This is a genomic window from Candidatus Eisenbacteria bacterium, assembly GCA_005893275.1.
Taxonomy (GTDB): domain Bacteria; phylum Eisenbacteria; class RBG-16-71-46; order SZUA-252; family SZUA-252; genus WS-7.
Map to the genome: position 1 here is coordinate 40,227 of VBOW01000013.1, position 20,951 is coordinate 61,177.

General features: G+C 63.7%; 17 protein-coding genes. 12 read left to right on the forward strand and 5 right to left on the reverse strand.

Going from position 1 to position 20,951, the window contains the following annotated elements; translation table 11 throughout:
* Positions 1 to 87 precede the first annotated feature (87 nt).
* The 3 genes from E6K76_00960 to E6K76_00970 are packed head-to-tail and all read left to right on the forward strand — an operon-like array spanning position 88 to position 2,016.
* On the forward strand, positions 88 to 1,278 hold the full coding sequence (locus E6K76_00960) for a nucleotidyltransferase family protein (protein ID TMQ60595.1): 1,191 nt from the start codon (positions 88 to 90) through the stop codon (positions 1,276 to 1,278).
* Positions 1,262 to 1,543, forward strand: a complete 282-nt coding sequence (locus E6K76_00965; protein TMQ60596.1) for a PqqD family protein — start codon at positions 1,262 to 1,264, stop codon at positions 1,541 to 1,543. Before E6K76_00960 ends, E6K76_00965 begins: the two co-directional genes overlap by 17 nt.
* On the forward strand, positions 1,390 to 2,016 hold the full coding sequence (locus E6K76_00970; GenBank protein TMQ60597.1) for a lasso peptide biosynthesis B2 protein: 627 nt from the start codon (positions 1,390 to 1,392) through the stop codon (positions 2,014 to 2,016). The genes E6K76_00965 and E6K76_00970 overlap by 154 nt, the downstream gene beginning before the upstream one ends.
* Before the next feature lie 844 nt (positions 2,017 to 2,860).
* On the opposite strand, the gene E6K76_00975 is transcribed toward E6K76_00970, so the two are convergent.
* Together E6K76_00975 and E6K76_00980 are read right to left on the reverse strand one after the other, a co-directional pair.
* Entirely contained in the window at positions 2,861 to 3,046 is a 186-nt protein-coding gene (locus tag E6K76_00975; GenBank protein TMQ60598.1) for a hypothetical protein, read from the reverse strand.
* On the reverse strand, positions 3,027 to 4,745 hold the full coding sequence (locus E6K76_00980) for a hypothetical protein (protein TMQ60599.1): 1,719 nt from the start codon (positions 4,743 to 4,745) through the stop codon (positions 3,027 to 3,029). Before E6K76_00980 ends, E6K76_00975 begins: the two co-directional genes overlap by 20 nt.
* A 238-nt stretch (positions 4,746 to 4,983) precedes the next feature.
* Here E6K76_00980 and E6K76_00985 point away from each other — a divergent pair, with 238 nt between their 5' ends.
* From E6K76_00985 to E6K76_01015, 7 genes are all read left to right on the forward strand, one after another.
* A complete protein-coding gene (locus E6K76_00985) occupies positions 4,984 to 7,389 on the forward strand; it encodes a hypothetical protein (GenBank protein ID TMQ60600.1) in 2,406 nt (801 codons plus the stop codon).
* Positions 7,386 to 8,318 carry a hypothetical protein gene (locus E6K76_00990; protein TMQ60601.1) on the forward strand — a complete coding sequence of 311 codons (933 nt, stop codon included), beginning with the start codon at positions 7,386 to 7,388 and terminating at the stop codon, positions 8,316 to 8,318. Before E6K76_00985 ends, E6K76_00990 begins: the two co-directional genes overlap by 4 nt.
* The gene (locus E6K76_00995; protein TMQ60602.1) at positions 8,315 to 9,118 is read left to right on the forward strand and encodes a class I SAM-dependent methyltransferase; all 804 of its coding nucleotides are present in this window, start codon (positions 8,315 to 8,317) and stop codon (positions 9,116 to 9,118) included. The genes E6K76_00990 and E6K76_00995 overlap by 4 nt, the downstream gene beginning before the upstream one ends.
* Positions 9,119 to 9,264: 146 nt before the next feature.
* Complete coding sequence (locus E6K76_01000) at positions 9,265 to 10,602, forward strand: hypothetical protein (protein TMQ60603.1); 1,338 nt, start codon at positions 9,265 to 9,267, stop codon at positions 10,600 to 10,602.
* Positions 10,603 to 10,614: 12 nt separating this feature from the next.
* Entirely contained in the window at positions 10,615 to 11,616 is a 1,002-nt protein-coding gene (locus tag E6K76_01005) for a glycosyltransferase family 2 protein (GenBank protein ID TMQ60604.1), read from the forward strand.
* Between the two features lie 58 nt (positions 11,617 to 11,674).
* Entirely contained in the window at positions 11,675 to 12,931 is a 1,257-nt protein-coding gene (locus E6K76_01010; GenBank protein TMQ60605.1) for a glycosyltransferase family 4 protein, read from the forward strand.
* A 59-nt stretch (positions 12,932 to 12,990) separates the two neighbouring features.
* Complete coding sequence (locus E6K76_01015) at positions 12,991 to 14,001, forward strand: glycosyltransferase (protein ID TMQ60606.1); 1,011 nt, start codon at positions 12,991 to 12,993, stop codon at positions 13,999 to 14,001.
* 9 nt (positions 14,002 to 14,010) lie between these two features.
* Here E6K76_01015 and E6K76_01020 read toward each other — a convergent pair whose 3' ends face one another.
* Both E6K76_01020 and E6K76_01025 read right to left on the reverse strand, forming a co-directional pair.
* Positions 14,011 to 15,735 (reverse strand): hypothetical protein, encoded by a 1,725-nt coding sequence (locus E6K76_01020; GenBank protein ID TMQ60607.1) that lies wholly within the window; start codon positions 15,733 to 15,735, stop codon positions 14,011 to 14,013.
* A gap of 65 nt (positions 15,736 to 15,800) precedes the next feature.
* Positions 15,801 to 17,270: an oligosaccharide repeat unit polymerase gene (locus E6K76_01025; GenBank protein TMQ60608.1), complete on the reverse strand. Its 1,470-nt coding sequence runs from the start codon at positions 17,268 to 17,270 to the stop codon at positions 15,801 to 15,803.
* Between the two features lie 122 nt (positions 17,271 to 17,392).
* Between E6K76_01025 and E6K76_01030 the strand changes: the two genes are divergently transcribed.
* On the forward strand, positions 17,393 to 18,664 hold the full coding sequence (locus tag E6K76_01030; protein ID TMQ60609.1) for a DegT/DnrJ/EryC1/StrS family aminotransferase: 1,272 nt from the start codon (positions 17,393 to 17,395) through the stop codon (positions 18,662 to 18,664).
* A 22-nt stretch (positions 18,665 to 18,686) separates the two neighbouring features.
* On the forward strand, positions 18,687 to 19,385 hold the full coding sequence (locus tag E6K76_01035) for a sugar transferase (protein TMQ60610.1): 699 nt from the start codon (positions 18,687 to 18,689) through the stop codon (positions 19,383 to 19,385).
* A 13-nt stretch (positions 19,386 to 19,398) separates the two neighbouring features.
* Here E6K76_01035 and E6K76_01040 read toward each other — a convergent pair whose 3' ends face one another.
* On the reverse strand, positions 19,399 to 20,934 hold the full coding sequence (locus E6K76_01040) for a capsule assembly Wzi family protein (GenBank protein TMQ60611.1): 1,536 nt from the start codon (positions 20,932 to 20,934) through the stop codon (positions 19,399 to 19,401).
* Positions 20,935 to 20,951: the final 17 nt, after the last annotated feature.

A 20,951-nucleotide genomic window follows, 5' to 3' on the forward strand; every position in this document is an offset into this window, starting at 1 on the left:
GCCGAGGACACGCGTGACTGCTCAGACTCTGAGGGTAGTAAATCGGCTTGCGCCCCACGGGGTAGGAGTGCAAGCTTTCGCGAAGTCATGGACGATCTGCGCCGCCCCAAACCGCTTCGGACGTCACTCTCCGCCACGGACTCGCTTGTCTTCCGGGTGCTGCGCCTGCGTTTTCACCCGGAGGAGCGGATGGCAGTCGCGGAGGCGATCGCGTCCCTCTCCGGCGATGACCTCGAGGTGGCGCTCCGCAGAGCGCGCCGGCTCGAGGTGGGTCCCCTCTTCGCGAAGGAGCTTCTCGCGCTGGATGCTCCTGCCGAGGTCCACACAGCCGCGGCCGGGATCTACCGCGAAAACCTCGCGCGCAATCTATTCCTCAAGGCCGAGACCGACTCCTGGGTCTCAGCCTTGGAAGCAGCAGGGATTCCTTGCCGGGTTCTCAAAGGGGTGTACCTGTCGGAGCTGCTTTACTCGGATCTCGGGGCCAAGTCCTGCGCCGACATCGATCTTCTGGTCCGGCGTGAGGATCTCGACGGCGCGATGGACGTGGCGGCCGTCCGCGGATTCCGACTGGCGGACCCCACGTCCGGAGGTCCCGACGACACCGACGCCAAGGCGTACACGCTCGAGTCTACGGGGGACAGGCGGGTTCCATACTTCGTGGACCTCCACTGGGAGCTGGAGGTGCCGATGCTCATCTCACTCGGGCAGGAGGACTTCTGGCACGCGCCGGGTGCGCGGGCGCCCGGTGGCGCGATGTGCGATTGCGCGCCCGAGGTTCCGGCCGATCTGCTCGGAGCGTTTCTCTGCCTGCATCTTTGGCACCACAGCATGAGCCTCAAGGCGCTGGTCGACTTCGCGGCATTTGTGAGGCGGTACGACGAGGCGATGCCGGGGGTGGAGGCACGATTCAAGCGCACGCGGGCCCGGGACGGCGTCGCTCTCGCCTTGATCCTCGTCTGCCGTGTTTTCGGCGTGCGCTCCTGCGTTCTCGATCATCGCCACCCGAAACGACTTGTTCTCCCATGGCTCGAGTCCTGCGCGCATTTATCCGTGGAGGCTCGCGGGCGCTATCTGAACGTCCTCGTCTCGCCGCTTCGGTTGGAGGGCTTTCTGCTCCCATTCGCCGCCACGGCGCGGTACCTCTTCCGGTCTGGGGCGCGCGACGGCGGCTTGCGACTGCGCGCCCGCGTGACGCGGTTCGGGAGTTCTCTGTCGCGCGCGGCGTCCGGCGGACCCCTCTTTACACAGCGGAAGGTAGATCATGCCAAGCTCGTCTGAGCGCTGGAAGATCGCCCCCGAGGTGGCGCACGAATCGTTCGGGGACGCGGCAGTCGTATTGAACCTCCGCTCGGGGGTGTACTACACGCTGAACGAGGTCGCCGCCCGGGCTTGGGAGAAACTGGGGAAGCCAGTCGATCTGCCTGGGCTTACCGACGCGCTCTCGACGATGTTTCAGGTCGAGCGAAGCGTTCTCGCAGAGGATCTAGAGGCCCTGCTTACCGAGCTCGAGCGGCTTCAGCTCGTCGTGAGGGTCTGTTCGTGAGGCTGTGGCGGATCGCGCTCGCCCTCCGCGCGCTCAGGTGGGTAATCGTCGTGGAATGGCAGCGGCGGTGGCTGGGATTCGGTGACTTGGTCGCTGGAGTCGAAAGCCGGCGGCTCGGTGCTCGATCAGCAATCGCGGCCTCGACCGCGCGCTCGGCGGTGCGGCGCGTCTCCCACCTCCTACCGCTTCGTCGTTCCTGCCTGCGCGAGTCGCTCGCGTCGGTGGGGCTTCTCCGGAGCCTGGGTCATCCCGCGCGACTCGCGATCGGTGTGAAGGCCCCGGGAGATTCCCTCGACGCGCACGCCTGGGTGGAAGTGGATGGGAAAGCGGTGGGGGACGGGACGCGGGACTACCGCGTGCTCGCGCGTTCGCCGGCCTTTCCTTTCGGTGCCGCCTCGGGGGCGAGCAATCTTTCTAACGCACCCGATGCCGAGTCGAGGTTGCCCACTCCCGTGCGCACGGACAGCGTATAGGATGGGGTGAGCCTGGCTGCCCGCGCCAGAAGTTTGAAATGCTTCCGCCGCTCGGCGTGCGACAAAACCCGCCTCGTGTAGAGGTTATCCAGAAGCCTCGTCAACGCCTCCGCTGACCCCAATTGTTTGATTCGCCAGGGCTTTCCGCGGCTATGCCTCGGGTCGAGGAAGACAAACGCGTGGATGCCGGATTGCCTCGTGACGCACCTTAGGCCCATGTCGCGAACGTCTAGGAGACATTTTCCGTCGGTGGTCGGCTCCTCAAGCGCCCGCTCGTCGCGCGTTATCAGCGCGGGATCGACTCGAATGTGCGGATTGCTTCCGGGGCACCGAGCGGCTCCGCCATAGATGCGAATTGGGACGATTTCGTCGGAAATCACTTCGAGGCCCCGGCGGGCCGATGCCAACACAAGGCTCGATTTGCCTGCGCCCGGGGATCCCAGAAGCACCACCGCCGCTCCGTTTCGCGCGAGCGCCCCGCCATGGAGAACCGCGTAGCCGCGTCGCGCGAGGACTAAAGCGAGTCCCGTGTTCACCAGCCCCGCGGTCGCGTTTCGTGCACGCCGGGCAAGGTCGATCCGTAGCGAGGTCCTTGTCACCTTCAGGAGCGCGACGCTGTCTCGGTATATCGTATGCATCCTTGGCGAGCGAGCCCACCAAACCCGGAGCGATGGTCCCTCCTGCGGTAACGGAGCCAGACCGGGGGGTTTGGGCGTCGGACCTTCCCGAATGCGGATTACTACTCCTCGATGATGCTGAGCCGCCGGCGCGCGAGAGGTGCGGAGCCGGAGCCCGAACAGACGCTTCGGGAGGATCAAAGGGCTAGAGGCGGGATGCTATCGAATCAGAGGCTGGAACCGGTTGTGAGCAGGTCGTCAGGCGAAACACCGACGGCCTTCGTGCGGCTGAACACCGACCCTGCCTCTTCCACTTTTGGTTTGGAATAGGGGCGACCCTGCTGCGGGCTTGTTTCCGTCTTTGCTGTGGGTTTCTCTTTTGCCTGCAGCCCGTTACGCTGAAACAGTCTCATGATGTCGCTCCTCATTCAAAACAGCGCGGATCCATCGGTCCATTGCGACGATGCGCCACAGCGCCGGATCGACGCTGCGTCCCTGAAGCGCGTCGGCGAGCATGGGGCGCAGCCGACTCTCCTCCACGTAATCACCGAGCGATCGAACTCCATCTTTATACATCACTTCCAGCCGAGGGCCAAGATATTTTCGGAGGGTCCAGTCAAAGTAAGGACGGTAGCTTGTTTTGGGAACAGCGCTACGTAGATCGTGTGGGAGAAGATTGCCCAACGCGCGCCGCATCATGATCTTCGTATGGCCTCTGGCGAAGCGGTGGTCCAAAGGTACAGAAACGACAAACCGGACGAGCGCCGGATCAAAATACGGGTGGCGCCCCTCGATACCGAATAAGCGCTCCAAAGTCCGGGTCCCTTCCAACGCGAGACCAACCGGGGCTGCGTGAACGCGCTCAGCCTCACGTTCCTCGAAAAGCGCTCCGGGCAGGTGTACCCGAAGGCGATCCCTCAAGCCGGTGCGACGGGCGAGCTCGGGCCGAATCCATCCCGGAATTCGAGTCGGCCTCATGGGTAGGAATTTCGCGATGAGCGGTGTGATGCACTCGCGGACCAAGCGGCGCTGGCTGTGCCTGCGCGACAGCGCATACCACTCTTGGGCGAGCCTGACCCAGCGGAACCGCAGCACCAACTCGGCCAGATAGGCGCCCGAGGGAGTGAATATCCCGTCGGCGTCGTGTCCATCCAAAAGGACCCGGGCCCCCGCCTCTTGCGCCGCCGCATAGATTGCTGTTGCGGGCGCGATGTTGACGGTCACGATGGACGGCTCGCCCAATCGGGTCATGAAGGAGTCCAGGTGGGATAGAGGAGAGGTGTCCTCCACTCGCACGGGACGCCAGGGAACCCCGTGTTCTGCGGCAGTGCGCATGGCAAGGCTGGTTTCGTCGCATTGCGTTAGTTCCTCGAAAGCCAATGTGAGCGCGACGCGCGGCATGCGCGAGATTGCCCCGCTGCGGGCCAGGGACGCGGCCATACCCAGAACCCCCGAGGAATCGACGCCTCCGCTCAAGAGCATTCCTGTGGGCGACCTGTCCGCGAGCGTTGTACGTACCGCCCGGCCCAAAAGGTGACGAAAGACTTCGTCCAAGTCTTCCGCGCGGGTGCTGCCCATCCACGCGCCCGTCCAGGGGCTCCAGTAGCGTTCAACGCTGAGGCCGTCACGCCTGGCCGTGAGCACCGAAGCGGGGCTCAGGCGGAGGATGCCTTTGTGGAACGACCTACCCTCGGTGGGAATTCCTGTCGCGAGATACTCCGCGACGGCGATTTCATCGAGGCCTGGATTGGGTAGGCGTTCGACGAGCGCCGGAATCTCGCTCGCGAGGAGTAGCCGCTCGCGCGAGGCGTGGTAGTACAGCGGCCGCGCGCCGTAATGGTCGCGGTACGCGCGGAGGGTCTGGCCCTCGCGATCCCATACAGCGAAGGCGAAGCCCCCGCACCAAGTGTCGGATTTCCCGTCTGCGAGCGGCGGCGAGGTCTCGCCCGGGTAGGTGAGGGGAAGGCCGTCGAGGGGAAATACGCCATCGGGCGCCGAGGTTTCCGGCCGGAAAGTACCGGGATCGCCGGGCTCCCCTGTGCACTGGACCTTCGCCACCGATCCGTCATCCCGCAGCGTGGCTTCGAGAACTACCCCATGCGTATGCGCCATCGATGCAAGCTACCACAGATCGGGGCATTACCGCTCAGGGCGGTAAATTTCCGGCCATAGTGAGTTGACAGCGCCGAGGGGGCGTGGTAGCTATCGGCGATAGGAGTGGCTTGAGCAGTGCACGGCGCGGCCACGCGTGGGATATTGGATTTGGCAGTAGTCATACCCAGGGACGGAGTTGAAAACGACGCGCCCATCGATAACCCTGCCGCCCTCGACGCTTGTCTTATCGGCAATCGTGCTTTTCCTGGCGTGCGCCCCCCTGGCGCGCGCCCAGTCTCAAGCCGACGTCGAGAAGAAACTTCAAGACACCGGCTACAAAGAGCCCCAGGTTCGCCAGAAGATCCAGGAGTCGGGTCTCACCCCGGAACAGGTCCGCCAAAGGCTCAGGGACGCCGGATACAACCCGGCGGCCCTCGATCGTTACATGCCGGGGGGCACTGCTGGGAAGCCGACCGTGCCTGCGACATCCCAGCCCGTCCCCCCTGAAACGGCCCCGGAGCCCGAGCTCCAAGGGCCGCCCCAGCCGGAGCAGTCACCGGAGCCTCCCGCGGAGCTCACGCCTGAGAACCTCCCCGAGTTCACCAAGGAGATCCTGAGTCGTGTGCCCTCGGCCGCGCCGGTCCTGCCCTTCGGTTACGACATTTTTCACTATGCGCCTTCCACCTTCGAGCCGCTCGCGACCGGACCCGTCGATCCCGACTATCCGATCGGCCCGGGTGACGAGGTCATCGTCTCCGTCTGGGGCGATAACCAGTACACGCACGCCGCAGTCGTGAGCCGCGAGGCCACGATCTCGGTGCCCGACATCGGCCAGGTCGTCTTGAACGGCCTCACGCTCGAGCAGGCGAAGCGTCTGATCACCGATCGGCTCTCCACGGTTTACTCTGGCATTCGCGCGCGCCGTCCTTCGACCTTCGTGGACGTGACGCTCGGAAAGCTGCGGACGATCCAGGTTTTCATTCTGGGAGATGTCGCGCGACCCGGCGGCTACACGATTTCTTCGGTCTCGACAGTGCTGAACGCGCTCTATAACGCAGGCGGGCCGACGTCGCGGGGATCGATGCGCGACGTGCGAATCATCCGACACAACCAGCTCTACCGCCGGGTGGATCTCTACGGCTACATCCTCACCGGAAGCCGTGCCGAAGACGTCAGACTGCAGAGCGGCGACGTGGTGTTCGTGCCGCCGATCGGGAAGACCGTGGCGATCTTGGGAGAAGTGCACCGTCCCGCGATCTATGAAGTCAGACCCGAGGAGCGCTTTCATCAGCTCCTTGGACTTAGCGGCGGTGTGCTCACGACAGCTTTGCTGGATCGCATGCAGATCGATCGGATCATTCCGTTCTCAGAGCGCGATTCACTCCCTGGCATCGATCGCGTCGCGATCGACATGCCTTTGCGCGCGATTCTAGCCGACAGCACACGCGATCCCGAGATTCTGGACCGGGACATCATCCAGATATTTCGTATAGGTGACGTTCGGAAGAACACCGTGGCGATTTTGGGATCGGTGGTCTTTCATCCCGGCACGTTCCAGATCAAACACGGGATGCGGGTATCCGATCTGGTGCAAGCTGCCGGCGGGCTCGCGTCGGATACCTATCTCGACCGAGCCTTCTTGGTTCGCACCGCGCCCGATCTCTCGAAGGGTATCCACGCCTTCAACATCGGAAAGGCGGTGGCCAAGGATCCCGAAAACGATATCGAGCTGGAAGAGCTGGACGAGGTCTACGTCGCTTCGGTCTGGGACATTCGTGACCACCACAAAGTGCGGATCGAGGGGAGCGTCCGCAAGCCGGGGCAATATGACTATCTCGACGGGATGACGATCATGGACCTCATATTCACTTCGGGGGGTCTTAAGGAGTCCGCGTCGAAGCTCCAAGCCGAGGTCTCTAGGATCGACTCGGCGGCCATCGCCACGACCAAGGCTGCACGGATCTACCACGTGCCGATCTCCGAGGACTACGGCATCCACTCCAAGGATTCGAGCTTCGTGCTCCAGGAGAACGACGAGATTTTTGTTCGCGAAATTCCCGATTGGCAGCTCCAGCGGAACGTGACCATCAGCGGAGAGGTGAAGTACCCAGGCGTCTATTCGCTCAAAGCGAGAGATGAGCGGTTGTCGTCTTTGCTTGTGCGGGCGGGCGGCCTAAAGCCGGGAGCCTATCCACGCGCGGCTACATTCACTCGGACAACGGGGTACGCGGGAAGGCTGGCAGTGGACGTGGAGAGTGTCGCGCGGAATCACAAGCACCGGCACGACCTGGTACTCGAGGACGGCGATGTGATCGATATCCCCAAGGAGCCGAAAACCGTCAAGGTTGAGGGGGAAGTGGGCTCCCCCTCGAGCAGCGTGCTCTATGAGCCGGGCCGGTCCATCGGCCACTACGTGGATCAGGCAGGGGGTTACACCGAAAAATCAGACAAGGGTCGGGTGCGGTTCGAGCTGCCAAACGGAAGGGTGAAGAAGGCCAGGAAGTTTTGGTTCGATCCCAGTCCCGAGCCGGGTGCCGTCGTGTTCGTTCCCGCCAAGCCCACTCCCGAGAAGAAGGAGACGCTGAAGGATATCGCGACGATCGTCGGCATCCTCTCGGGTGCGGCGACCACGATCATCCTGGTGCACGAGGCCACGAAGTGAGCGAAGGCCCCACCGGGGCCGGGACCGTAGCGAGCTTGTGGGAGCGCCGGAGGCTCCTCGCGGTGACGACGTTGGGTGCGGGGGCCGCGGCCGTCGTGCTTTCGCTTCTGCTCCCCCCGCGGTATCAAGCGGTCGTAACCATCATCCCCGCCATGACCCCGGATAGGATGTCGCAGTTCGGCACCATGGTGGGCCCTAGTCTGGAAGACTTGGCGTTCCAGGCGAGCGTGAGGTCGGGTTCTTCCGTAATGTATCCGTCGATTGTCCGCAGCCGTCGGCTCCTGGAGCAGGTTCTCGCAATGCGATTTCCGACGGGACGCGACTTGCCGCCGCGAACGCTCATCGATCTGATCCAGCCGCGCGGGTCCGGGGCGATGCGTACCGAGCTGGCGGTCCGAGCCCTGCAGCGTCGCGTGGACGCGACCCTGGACCGCAGGACCGGGGTGCTCACCATTCGGGTGGACTCGCCCTTTCCCCCGGTGGCATCGGGAATCGCCAACGCCCTTTCCTCCCTTCTTCAGGACTTCGTTGTTCACTCGCTCACGTCTCAAGCGGGTGAGAACCGGAAATTCATCGAAGGTCGGCTTCAGGACGTAGCCCTGGACTTGGCTCACGCGGAGGAGGAGCTCAGGCTCTTTCGCGAGCGAAACCTCCGCATCGGTAACTCGCCTCGCCTCCTACTCGAGGAGGGCCGGTTGATCCGCGGTGTTCGCGAGCATGAGGAGATCTACATTGCTCTGAAACGCCAGTTCGAGCTGACCAAGGTGCAGGAGCAGCGCGACGTCCCGGTCCTGAACGTCCTCGACGCCGCCGCCGTTCCCGTCCTTCGCAGCGCTCCGAAGCGCGTAGCTACAGTCCTGGTGGGGCTGCTGCTCGGATTCGGGCTGGGCGCTGGGCTCGTCGTAACGGCGAATTCGGCGAGGCGATGAGATCGATCGAGCGCAGCGGCTACGCGATGACGGAGGATCTTGAATCGCCAGAGGTGGTCTCTGTGCTCGCCGAGATGGAGACCTTTCAGTCCGAGTTCGTCGCCGCAACGCGTAGCATCTGGACGCCCCGCTTCCCGTTTTCCGGGGAATGTCTGTACGGCTGGAGCCGCAGGTGGGAATACCCGTACTGCTGGCTTAACCTGCCCGCTCGGCTCCCGGCCAAGGTCCTCGACGCGGGCTCGGGTATCACGTTCTTCCCCTTCTTCCTTGAGCAGAGGGGTTTCGAGGTCCATTGCGCGGACGTGCGCAGGGGGCTGAGCCGCGCGTTCGACGCGGCGAACCAGGCACTGAAATCTCGCGTTTCCTTTCGGACCCTTTCCATAAGCCGTCTCGAACAATCGGACAACACGTTCGACGCCGTGGTTTGCGTGAGCGTTCTCGAGCATGTCTCGGACAGGCTGAAAGCGGTGCGCGAAATGGCGCGCGTGCTCCGCCCGGGCGGCCGCCTCGTCCTAACATGCGACATCAGCCTCGATCGCTGCGGGAGCATCCTTCCCGAGGATTTTGCGGTCATGCTTGAGGAGCTTCGGAGCGTGCTCCTGTCCGTCTACCCCCTGGACCTCCACCGTCCGCCTGGCCTCTTGACGACGAATATGGCACGTGCCACCGAGCCATGGCGCCTCCCCTGGCGAACCCCGACGGGTTGGCTCGCCCGTGCGATCCATCGCATTCGCTTCAGCGATGAGTTTCGATCGATCGCAGTCGTGGGCTCAGTGTGGATAAAGCCGGATCGCGTGTGACTTCAGAGGCGCTCACGGCACTGCCGAGTCCTTTTGAGGCGCTCGGCGGTCGCGTCTCCCGAAACATAGTTTGGACGCTGGCTTCGGATCTGGTGGCACGCGGAACGTCACTAGGCCTAGCGTTTTTTTGCGCGCGAACCCTCCCGGTGGCAGGATTCGGCCTGTTCGCGCTCACACAGAACGTGGCCCAGTACCTGTGGCTGTTTGGTGACGCTTTCGCGAACAGCGGCTATGCGGCGCGCGAGGTCGCACGGGCCGGTCCGGGGATGTCGGGGGTCGCGGGTCAGTTGTACGCAATACGGGCGGTCGCGGGGCTACTTCTGGCCCTGCTCGCTGTCGCCGTGGGAATCGCCCTGCCGGTCGGTGGAGGGGGCAGATTCCTCGTCCTGGCGACGTCGATCTATTTTCTCGCATATTCGACGTTTCCCGACTGGGTGGCGCGTGGGGTGCAAGACTTCAAAGCCCTGGCCCTTGCCAATCTGCTCACCTCCGGAACCATGGTGCTGCTTGTGGTAACGATGTTCCTCGGATCCCCGGGTCCCGCCTTGGCCTGCGGGATCTGGGCGGCTTCGCTCGTTCCTGGGACGGTTGTGCTTACCGTCGTCCTTTCGGTTCGGCACGGACTTCGGTTCCGGCCTCCCTGGGCGGGAACGGCGTGGCGCTTTCACGCATCGCGTTCCTTCATCTTCTCGCTCGGCGCTATCGGCGCGATGGGACTGACGCTCTTGCCCGCGCTCCTGCTCGGACTGCTGTCTACTGCCGAGCAGGTAGGGCTCTTCGCGGCGGGTTTCCGGATCGTCACTGCGCTGGTGGGCCTGGGCGCGGTGATCTGGTGGCCCGTATATCCGGCCCTGGCCTCGACGGCACAGGAGTCGAAAGAGTTTCGCTCCCTATTCGAGGGATTCCTGACCGCCATGCTCACCGTTTCTCTCCCCGCCGCGCTAGGGCTGAGCATCTTCGCGGAGGAGATTGTGCACACGGTGTTCGGATCGCGATACGTGGGCGCTGTTCCGATCCTTCGCTTGATGGCTTGGTCGGTTCCGCTTTATTTCCTGGCCACGGTCTTCGAGATCACCATCCTCGCGACTGGGGGCGAGTCGAGGCGCGTTCGTGTGTACGCCACGGGAGTGGCGGTGCTCGCGCTCGGCTCGGTGCTTCTGATCCCGGCCTGGGGCGCTATGGGTGCCGCTGCCGCCCACCTGGGAGCACTCGCCGTGGCCGTCACGGCCTTCTTTGGATCCATGAGGGGCCTGGTCCGAGCGGGGTGGCTCCGGACCACGGGTAGCAGGATCGCTCTGGGAGCGGGTGGGCTCGCCTTGCTATGGATGGTGCTCCGGCAGGCGAAGGTGGTCGGCGTCTGGGGCCTTGTTTCTCTCGGAGCGATTTTTTACGTCGTCTTCGTCGTGAGATCGGGGATCTTGCCGCTCGCGTTATTCGTTCCGGCAGCCTATCGGCGCGGCGCAGACTCCCCAGGACCCGCCTGACAGGAAGGCGAGATGACCCCGTTCGTATCCATCGTTCTCTCGGTCCGGAACGAAGGGAGGTTCCTCGCTGGGACCTTGGAGCGGGTCCTCGCCCAGGATTACCCTGCGGACAGGATGGAAATCCTGGTTGTGGACGGGGCATCGGCGGACGGTACGCCGGAGATCGTGACCCGAATGGCCGCGCATGATTCGCGACTCCGCCTATTACAAAATCCTTCGATGCACGTCGCGGAAGGTCTGAACCATGGAATCGGCGCCTCCCGTGGAGACATCGTCGTGCGGGTCGATGGCCACTGCGCGATCCCGCCGCAGTACGTGAGCACGTGCGTCCGGCTGCTGCAGCAGGGGGTTGCGGACTGCGTCGGCGGGCCGCCCCGCGCCGTCGGAACGGGATGGATGGGCACCGCCATTGCGCTGGCCATGAGCTCTCGGTTCGGGGTTGGTGGCGCTTCCTTCCGCTACACCGAACGCGCACGATACGTGGATCACGTCCCCTTCGGCGCCTATTGGCGCCGAACATTCGATCGCGTCGGTCTCTTCGACCCCGATCTGGTGCGAAATCAGGACGACGAGTTCAGTTACCGCCTCCTCCAGGCCGGCGGCCGCATCTTCGTGGACCCCGCGATCTCCGCGGAATATTGGAGCCGGTCTACCCTCGGCGGGTTGTGGTGCCAGTACTTCGGGTACGGCTACTACAAGGTCCTCGTCATCCGGAAGCGCTGTGGGAGACCATCGTCGGTACGCCAGCTGGTGCCCCCAGCGGTCATCCTGTGCCTGCTCGCGAGCGCGGTTGCGTCGGCAGCCACGGGACGCCCTGAGCTTCTCGGGGTCGTGTGGGGAGGGTACGCAGCGTTCGTGGGTGTGGGAACCATGGTCACGCTGATTCGACGGCGCCGATGGCAGGCGGTGTTCTTGCCCGTGGTTTTTGCGACGATGCATCTCGCGTACGGATCTGGATTCCTGACCTCTCTCATCGTTGGGGCCCCTGGGGGTAGGCGACGCAACCGTGCGTAAGAATGTCAGGCGGAAACATGCTCTTTTGATCGCCTACCAGTTCCCACCAGTCGGGGGAATGAGCCCAAAGATCGCGAGGAATTACGTCGCGGCATTGGCGGGGGATGGCTACGACGTCGACGTGGTCACGCCCGCCGCCTCACCGGACCATCCCGTTTATCGCATCGACCATTCGAGCCAGGGGCACGACTGCATCGAGGGGGTAACTCTGCACCGAACGTACCCGGGGCCGCTCTATCGGCTGGCATGTCGAGCCGCACGGAAACCGCGGGTCGCAGCCACGCCGGCCACGCCGGCGAACGCGGATGCCGCTCGCGCGGCCTACCGCCGATTGATCCGTCCGTGGATGATTCCGGACGGGCGCGCAGACTGGCTCCCGTGGGCCATCGCGAAGGCCACGAGTCTGATCCTGAGGCGACCCTACGACCTGCTCGTGACCTATGCCTTCCCGTACACCTGCCACTTTGTGGGCTTCGCCCTCCGACCATGGATTCGAGGCCCGTGGATCCTCAACCAGGGGGACCTCTGGTCATTCTCTCCAGGCGTAAACCTGCCGCGTTGGCGGCTCGCTATCGACCGCATGTTGGAGCGTGCGGTTCTGATCCGGGGGACCAGAATCATCGTAACCAACGACGAGATGATCGCGGGCTATCGTGAGCACTTCCCGGAAGTGCCCGAGTCCCGGTTTGCGGTGATTCCGATCGGATACGACCGGCAGACCTACGAGCGGAGCGCTCCGGAGATCTCGGCCCGCTTTCGCTTCGCGTACACGGGTGCCTTACCCGTCTACGGACGAGGCCTGTACACGTTTCTGGAGGGCCTTGCCCGCGCCAGACGGGAGGAATCGATCGATGCCGAGTGCGTCATCGCGGGCACGATGCCTCAGGAGATCCGGGACTTCGCCTCAAGACTCGGTCTCGGCGATGCGGTTGAATTCCGTGGATTCCAGCCGAGCTCCGCCGTCGCGGCTCTTCAGCTTGGAGCCCACGTCCTCGTGATGGTCGGCATGCCCAAGGGGCTGCAGGTGCCCTCCAAGGTGTACGAGTATTTTGCCGCGAAGCGGCCGATTCTTGGGGTGCGCTGCGACGAGGCGGACATCGCCGCTCGGAGCGTGTCGCGTCACAACCGGGGGCTATCAGTGCCCGACGATGTCGGGGAGGTTGAGCGTGCCATCGCCAGCCTCCACAAGATGTGGAAATCGGGATCCCTGGACCGCTCCTTCGATCTCGCGGGCGTGCCTGCCCACGACTGGGACGAGGTGGGCCGCAGGTTCTTGGCCGCCGTTCAGGAGGCAGAGCGTGCCTGGCATGCCTGAGGCAACGTTCGCGCGCGCGACGGTCGTGGGGCATCGAACGAGCGCTGGGTGAGCTGACCATGGCGCACATCATTTATCTTTACCGACACATGTCGGAGTATATCCAGATTGATCTGGACCTACTTCGCGAACGGCACTCGGTTACCGTCGTCGAGTGCGCCTCGCGCTGGCCGCACCCGCTACTACTGTTCAGGCTTGTCACGCAAGCTGACTTGGTCGTTGCATGGTTTGCCAGCTGGCACTCCTTTGTGCCTGCTGTCCTGTGTCGGCAGCTAGGGAAGCCCTTTGTGGTCTGCACCGGTGGCTACGACACTGCGCGCCTGCCCGGGATCGATTACGGGCACCAGCGGGGCGGTTTCAGGCGTTTTGTGGCGCTGATCACCATGCGGCTCGCGGACCGGCTGATCGTAGCTTCGGAGGCGAGCCGCCTGGAAGTGCTGGGGCTAGGACTGCCTGCTCCAAAGCTCATGCTCGGCGGCCATGGTCTTGACCCCGCGCGCTATCCTGTCTCTGCGCTCCCACGGGAGAATTTGGTCGTCACCGTTTGCGGCGTCAATCGAAGCAACCTCAGGCGCAAGGGGCTGGAAGCTTTCGTGCGCACTGCAGCGTACTGTCCGGATCAGCGGTTCGTGGTGGTGGGCGCGTGGATGGATGACACCATCGTTCGCCTGCGCGCCATGGCCCAGCCAAACGTCCGCTTCACCGGATGGGTTTCACACAATGAAAAGGTGGCGTGGCTCTCTCGCGCGAGCGTGATCATGCAGCCATCGCTCCACGAAGCGTTTGGACTATCGGTCGCGGAGGGGATGCTGTGCGGTGCCGTGCCTGTGGTCACGGCAAATGGTGCCCTCCCTGAGTTGGTGGGCGACTGTGGCGTCCTCGTCAGATCGCAGGATCCGAGAGACCTTGCCGAGGGAGTGGGTCGGGCGCTCGCCCTCGGACCCGCTGCCGGTGCGCGAGCGCGAACGCGGGTGCTCGAACGGTTCAATCTCGATCGCCGACGCCGGACACTCGAATCGGTGATCTCTGGTGAACTCGGCGATCCCCGGGGCTCGGCCTTACAGCAGTAATCCGCATCGTCAGGGCGACCGCCCGGCCGCCTGTGTTCGCAGCGCCGGGCGCGCCGCCGCGCTGTCCCCGTACAGGGAGGTGGCCAGGACAGGGATGCAGTGGAGCTCCGACCGGCGCGGGTGGCTCTCCCAAAAGTCGCGCCGCAAGAACAGGGCCCGGTCCATCGTCTGATAGGGTCCGTTGAGCAGGAATAGGTAATTCGCCTGGAACTCCGGATCGTCGACGAGCGTCCGGAGCATCTGGTTGCGGTAGGAGAGCAGTTCCCGCGCCGATCCTCCCGCTCTCAGCCTCTTCGCGGAGACGTACCCGTCGATGACGTCCGGCTTCCGGGACAGCACATAGCGCATGTCCGTCTTCGAGTCGGGCGGGCCGGCGGGATCGAATCGGCCCTCGCGGGCGATGTGGGCGTCGTTCAGCCCCAGGATGTCTATATACACGACCCGATCGATCGCGAAGGGCAGTTCCCCGGCCATGCCGGTGGCCACCACCGTGCCGGGCCGGGTGTATACCCGGAACCAGTGGATGAGGGAGGAATCGGGCCGAGTCCGAAACACGTTGGGACCGTGGGGCAGTTTAGACAGGTCGCGTCCCATCATCCCGTGTGGCGCTATCAAGAGCGCCGAATTGATCGATGCCACGGCGAGCGCCGCTGCAGCGTAGCGAACCGCCGGCTGTCGTGGGAACAGCCGTACGAGTCCCAGCCCTCCCAGGGCCGCCAGGAGAGGGGACACGTGGACCATGTGCCGCCAGTAGGGGAAGGCCGAATAGTTGTCTCCGCCCACCTTCAAAACGTAGGCGAGATACGCCACCAGTAACGCGGCGACGCCCAAGGTCCAGATGCTGAGGCGCTCCGATTCCAGCGTCCGGGCCGCTCCGACGGTCGCGGCGATTGCGAAGGCGAGCCAGAGCTGGTGGGCAATCGCCCATTCGGCCACGTAGCGCGCCCCATACAGGACATGCATTACCCCCGCGCCGCTGGCCTTGGCGTAGTAGGTGTTGGGCAGCCAGGCCTGGAACAGCTCGAGGCGAAGGACTGTGAGAAACACGGTGGCGAGCAGGGTGACGATGACCGTGATGCCGTAGGGCCGGGCGTGTCGGCCGCTCCGCCTTGCGACGATCACCCCGAGTGCTTGGGTCGCCAGTGCCACCAGGGGCCCTTCCGGTCGGAGTAGGACAAGGGCGGCGCAGGCGAGGGCGAGGAACAATGCTGAGCGGCGCGAGGCGGGGTAGGGCCACGTCAAGATGATCACGAGGCCGAATACGAACGGCAGGGCTTCCATCCCCGATCCTGAGTACCAGCAGACCGACAAGTTCAGGGCGAGGAAGAGGGCGGCGATGCGGCAGGCCGCGCCGTCCTCGGCAGCCAGCGGATGGTTTGCGTCCCCAGCTCGCGCGAGCCGCGCGGGAGCGGCGAGCAGGAGCGCGACAGCCGCCAGGTGAGACGCCACGCCAAACACCTTGGACAGCGCCACGGGGCCAAGGGACAGTTTCGCGCCCAGGGCGAGGAGCAACACCCAGAGAAGGCTCGTGTATCCCTCCACGCGGCCATCGCCGAGATTCCACGCGCCCAAGCCGTGCCCCTGAGCCAAGTGGGCGGCGTAACGGAATGAGATGAACGCGTCCTCCAGGGTGTTGGGGAGGAACAGGAGATCCAGCAGCAACGCGATCGAAAGGAGGGCTGCGGCGAATACCCACGCGCGACGTGGGGCATGATCCGATCCGAGAACGGCCATCCGGTTTCCCGCTTCCGCGCGTCACCAGACAAACGGTGGGGAAGTGGGCGAGCAGTGGCACGCGCTCACTCGCGTGCCGCCGTCGGCGCCAGCATCGTCGCTGGTCGCGGGGCCGTCCGCTGAGCGGCCCGCGACTGTACCATTCGGATGGCGATCCAGGCAGGCACGATGTCTGCCAGGAGCGATTCCGTGCTGGTCGCAATCGCTCCTTCCACACAAACAATCAGAGCCAAATACGCGTATCCGTAGTACACGACGCCCGCCGGGCCCCCGCCGAGCGCCATGCGATGGGCGGCCTTCATGATGGCTCCCAGCAACCAGAACCCCGCTATGATTCCGATAACGTGGAAGTTCGCGTAGAGTTCGCCTGCTAGGGAAGGCGAACAGTATGTCAAATTGGTGAAGTACACGTCGGGCATGAACTGCTGCGCGAAGACCAGGCCGTAGCTCATCGGCTTTTCCGGCCACCACGCACGCGGGATGAAGAACACGAAGAGGTCGGTCAGAGTCCCGCCGAGCTGGAACGGCACCTCGCGTCCCGCCCGATGGAGGACGGCCACGAAGCTGTCGGCGTCATAGCCGCGGCCGAGGATGTTGCCCTGCGCGAACCAACCAGCGACGCCCGAGCCGCCGAGTCGGTCGGCAATCTGTTGGAGACCTCCGGTGCCGGACGCTCGGTACGCGTAGAAGACCGGGAACAGCGCGGCGAAAATCAGGGCCACCACGGCGAGATGGAGGACATTTAAGCGTCGGCGCAGAAAATGCACATAGAGCAGGATCGGTACGACGCCGCGGAGCAGAAGGTACTTCGAGCCGGTGAAGACATAAAGACCGAGTACCAAGGCGAGGCCGGGGATCACGACGAGCATCGGCCGCCGGGCTCCGGGTCGAGTGAACTCGTACACTGCAAGCAGGTGAAAACCGACAACCGCGAACTCCATGAGCACGATCTTCCAGTAGTTGCCCAACCCGCCTTCGGTGAATGCGAACATGAGATTCTCTGTAACAGCGCGGAAACCGCCGAAGGTGGTCGCAAAGGAGGTTGCCCCGAAAAGGCCGATCAAAAACCAGGCGAGCGCCACGGCTCTCACGCGGCGGGCAGGCCAGGGGGCCCACGATTGTACAGCCCGGCCCAGCCGGCGACCCCAGCGGTCGCCTAGGCCCGAAGAATAGCCGAGGTGGAGTAGGACTAGGCCGAGGGCCGAGTAGAAGAAGTTCCAACCCACAAGGCTCTGGAAGTAGCTCGACTTGGGGTCCTGCAGCACAGGCAAGTAGATACTACTCTGGAAGGTCAGGATCGCGATCCCGCGGACACCCATCGTGAGAGTGAAATAGAGAACAAAAGGGTAGATCGCTTCGCCCGGGTCGATGCCGCGCCGGAGCCGAAGAGCCAGAGGTACGGTCACCGCCGCGACGAAGCACGAGATGGACAAACCGAGGAATGCCGGGGTCGAGATCAGCGAAGCGATGAGGGTCGCGGCGGCGAGCGCGAAGACGGCGATAATGCCGGCCTGCTTCAACCCAAGGTCACGCATGTGTGCCATCCACCACTCTCAGAAACGCCCAATTTCATTTGACCTGCCGTTGCTCGGTGGCATAGAAAGAAGCCCGGGGGCTCATTGAGCTAAGGTACCATGCGCTCTATCGGATCCACAGCATCGACGGATCGGCAAAGCCAGGTGGGAGGGACCCCACGACGAAGACCCCAGGGGAAGGCAGCGCACCGGTTCGCCGCGAGTTCCTCGTCTTCGGCCGCCCCTTCGTCGCCGAGGAAGAGATCCGCGAGGTAGTCGACACCCTCCGCTCCGGATGGATCGGGTTCGGCCCGAAAACGCTCCGGTTCGAGGCAGACTTCGCGAGCTACGTGCATGCCTCCCACGCGGTCGCGGTCAATTCCTGCACGGCGGCCCTCCATTTGGCTCTACTCGCCGCCGGTGTGGGGCCGGGCGACGAGGTCATCACGACCCCGCTCACGTTTGCGGCCACTGCGAACGTGATCACCCACGCGGGGGCCAGGCCGGTCTTCGTCGACGTGGATCGCGCGACGCAAAACCTTCGACCGGACCTTGTCGAGGCCGCCCTGACCCCTCGCACCAAGGCGATCCTGCCGGTCCACATGGCGGGGTGGCCGTGCGACCTGGAATCCATTTCTCGCATCGCGGAACGGAACGGAATTCCCGTCATCGAGGACGCGGCGCACGCCATCGAGGCGTGGTACAAGGGGCGAAAGGTCGGCGCGATCTCCGCGATGACGGCGTTCAGCTTTTATGCGACCAAGAGCCTGACCACGGCGGAAGGCGGGATGCTCACCACCGAAGACGGCGCACTCGCGAATCGGATCCGCACGCTCCGCCTGCACGGACTGGACAGGGACGCGTGGAAACGTTACTCGCAGGGAGGCTTTCTCCCGTACGAGACCGTCGAGCCGGGGTACAAATACAACATGACCGATGTTCAAGCCTCGATGGGCATTCACCAGCTCGCGAGGATCGAGAACAGCCTAACGAAGCGAGAGCGCCTGTGGTGTCTGCTCGACCAGGGCCTCAGGGATCTGGAAGAGCTGAGGATTCCAGCGTTCCCCCAGGAAGCGGGAAGCCGGCATGCACGCCATCTTTACACGATCCACCTCGAGCTCGAGCGGCTCGAAATCGATCGCGACGAGTTCATCCGCGCTCTCGCGGCGGAAAACATCGGGGCTGGGGTCCACTTCATACCGATCCACCTTCATGCCTATTACCGGGACGCGTACGGATACCGCCGAGGTGACTATCCCTGTGCCGAATGGATCGGCGACCGCACGGTCTCGCTGCCGCTTTCGGCGGGGATGTCGGAGGAGGACGTGGCGGACGTTGTGGCGGCCGTGCACAAGGTCGCGGTCCGGCACCGGAGAAAACCTGTATTTCAGGCAGCCGGGGAGGCTGCCATTTAGTCCACACACTGGGGGAAACGCGATGGATCATCAACCGACTCTAATCGAGGCGGTGGTGGATGAGGCGGCGCTTGCGCCTGACGCCGTCCGCGGTGGTTGGTCGTGGATCGGACTGGGCATCCGAGATGTCACCGAACGGAGCCTCGCCGCGGCCGCATTAGTCCTGCTTTCACCGATCCTTCTCGCGATCGCAATAGCAATACGGCTCGACTCCCCCGGTCCCGCGCTATTTAAGCAAGTTCGCATTGGTCTCAAAGGAAGGCCCTTCACGTTCATCAAGTTTCGGGGAATGTATATCGATGCCCTCGCTCGATTCCCGGAGCTGTACTCATATCGGTATACGCAGTCCGAGATCGATAACCTGCACTTTCACTCGGAGACGGATCCGCGGGTCACGCGCGTCGGGCGGTTCATCCGTAGCACGAGCCTGGATGAGCTGCCTAACTTCATAAACGTGGTTTGGGGGGATATGAGCCTTGTGGGTCCAAGGCCGGAGATCCCAGAGATGATCCCGTACTACGGAACCGCAGCCGGCGAGATTCTCAGCGTCAAGCCCGGCGTGACCTCGATGGCAAAAGTCATCGGCCGCGACCACCTCAATTTCATGGAGACCCTGGCACTAGACTTGGAATACGTGCGAAATCGCGGCTGGGCGAAGGACTTCCGGATCCTTTGTTCTACTCTGGTTCTGGTAGTGACCGGCAGGAGCGTCGGCCTATAGGCGTCTTCCATAGCTAGAAGCGAAGAGAAAGCTCGGTCGACCCAAGGAAACGAGCAACATGAAGCCCGGGCACGTGGTCCAGATTGCGGACACTCGACCGCCCGATGCGAACCCCGGCGGAAAGGCGCCGGGAAGGATGATAGGAAACGGAAAGGTCACCCCGAAGGGTCCGCTCGACGGTTCCGGAGAGCGGGACGTTTTCCACCCTCCCGCTGTCCGGAAGCCACGGAGAACCGATGGCGCCTTCCCCTTTGCGAACTCTGGAAACGTCGAGCCCGAAGGTCCAACTCGGGTGTGGATTCCATGCGGTGGCGTCGTACATCACTTCAACGTCCGGTCCCAGGGGATAGGCGAGTGGGTATCCGTCGCTCTCGAAATTGTGGCCGTGCCATGTCGAATATGTGAAATTGTATATGCGCGTGAATTCCACGTTTGACGAGATGGCCCCGGCATGCCCCAAGGGGCGGCTGAACTGGGCGCCAAACTGATAGCCGATCTCGGTCGGACGATAGGCGGAGCTGAAGCTCAAGTCGTCGATCAGAAGCTCCGAGTACAGGCGGATGTGCTTCGCGGGAATCCAGACGGCGTCTGCCGTCCAGAGAACATTGTTCAGTTTGAGTCTCTCGACGGAGTCGCTCGAGGCGGGTGAAAAATGAGTCAGTTGCTTCTCGCGTTGTGTGAAGCCCACGACCGGGACGAAATAGAGGGGGACCTGCGAGCTTCCGTCAAAGCGCGCCAGCTCAGAGACGCCTATCGCCAGGCGCTTCCCGAGATGGGTCTCCAGCCGATGCCCGGCAAGGTAGGTTTGAGCGATCGGGTCGAGCCACGCAACGAACCACGTGAACTGGAGCCGATTGGCAAAGCGGTAGCGAAACTCGGCGAGGTCGAGCGCAAGGGACCCGTCGTAGAGGCCCAGGGTGCCCGTGACGCCCGGGCCCCAGCGAAGCCACGTATGTCCGACCCGTACCTGGTAGGGATTCGTACCGACGACGACGTAAGCTCGATCGAACCACAAGTTGAAGTCCACGTTTTCTATCACTGAGAAGCGGCGTCCGGAAATCGGATTGCCGTGAGGTCCGGGTGAATAGGTGGCCGCGTAGTACTCCGTGAAGAGGAGAACCCGATTGGCGTAGCCCCCTGCGAATGCCGCTCCGAGCCGGTAATCACGAATGACCCCGGGCGTTCGAGTGCGGTTCTCTGTGTACCCAAGGCGTATAGACGGTGATGCCTCGATCCGGGACGAGTCTGCGGCGACGCTGAGCAGCGGCCTGGAGGAGCCCGCGTAGTCCGGACCAAGCTCCCGCTCAGCCCGGATGTAAGCCGGATCGGATTCGCAATCGCAGCCGTGACTCATCAGGTCGCGCAGATACGCGCGACCTGTCCCGATCGTCCAGGGTCGGGTTTGCTGAAATGCCGCGGAGAAGGAATAGCGTGTCGCGAGCTCTTCGAAGGATCGGTAGAGCGGGCTCTCGGTGGGGATCTCTTCAAGGTTCAAGTAGGCGGGGTTCGCGGGACGAACCTCGAGGAATGAGATCGTTCCGGTGATCACGATGATAAGAATCCCTG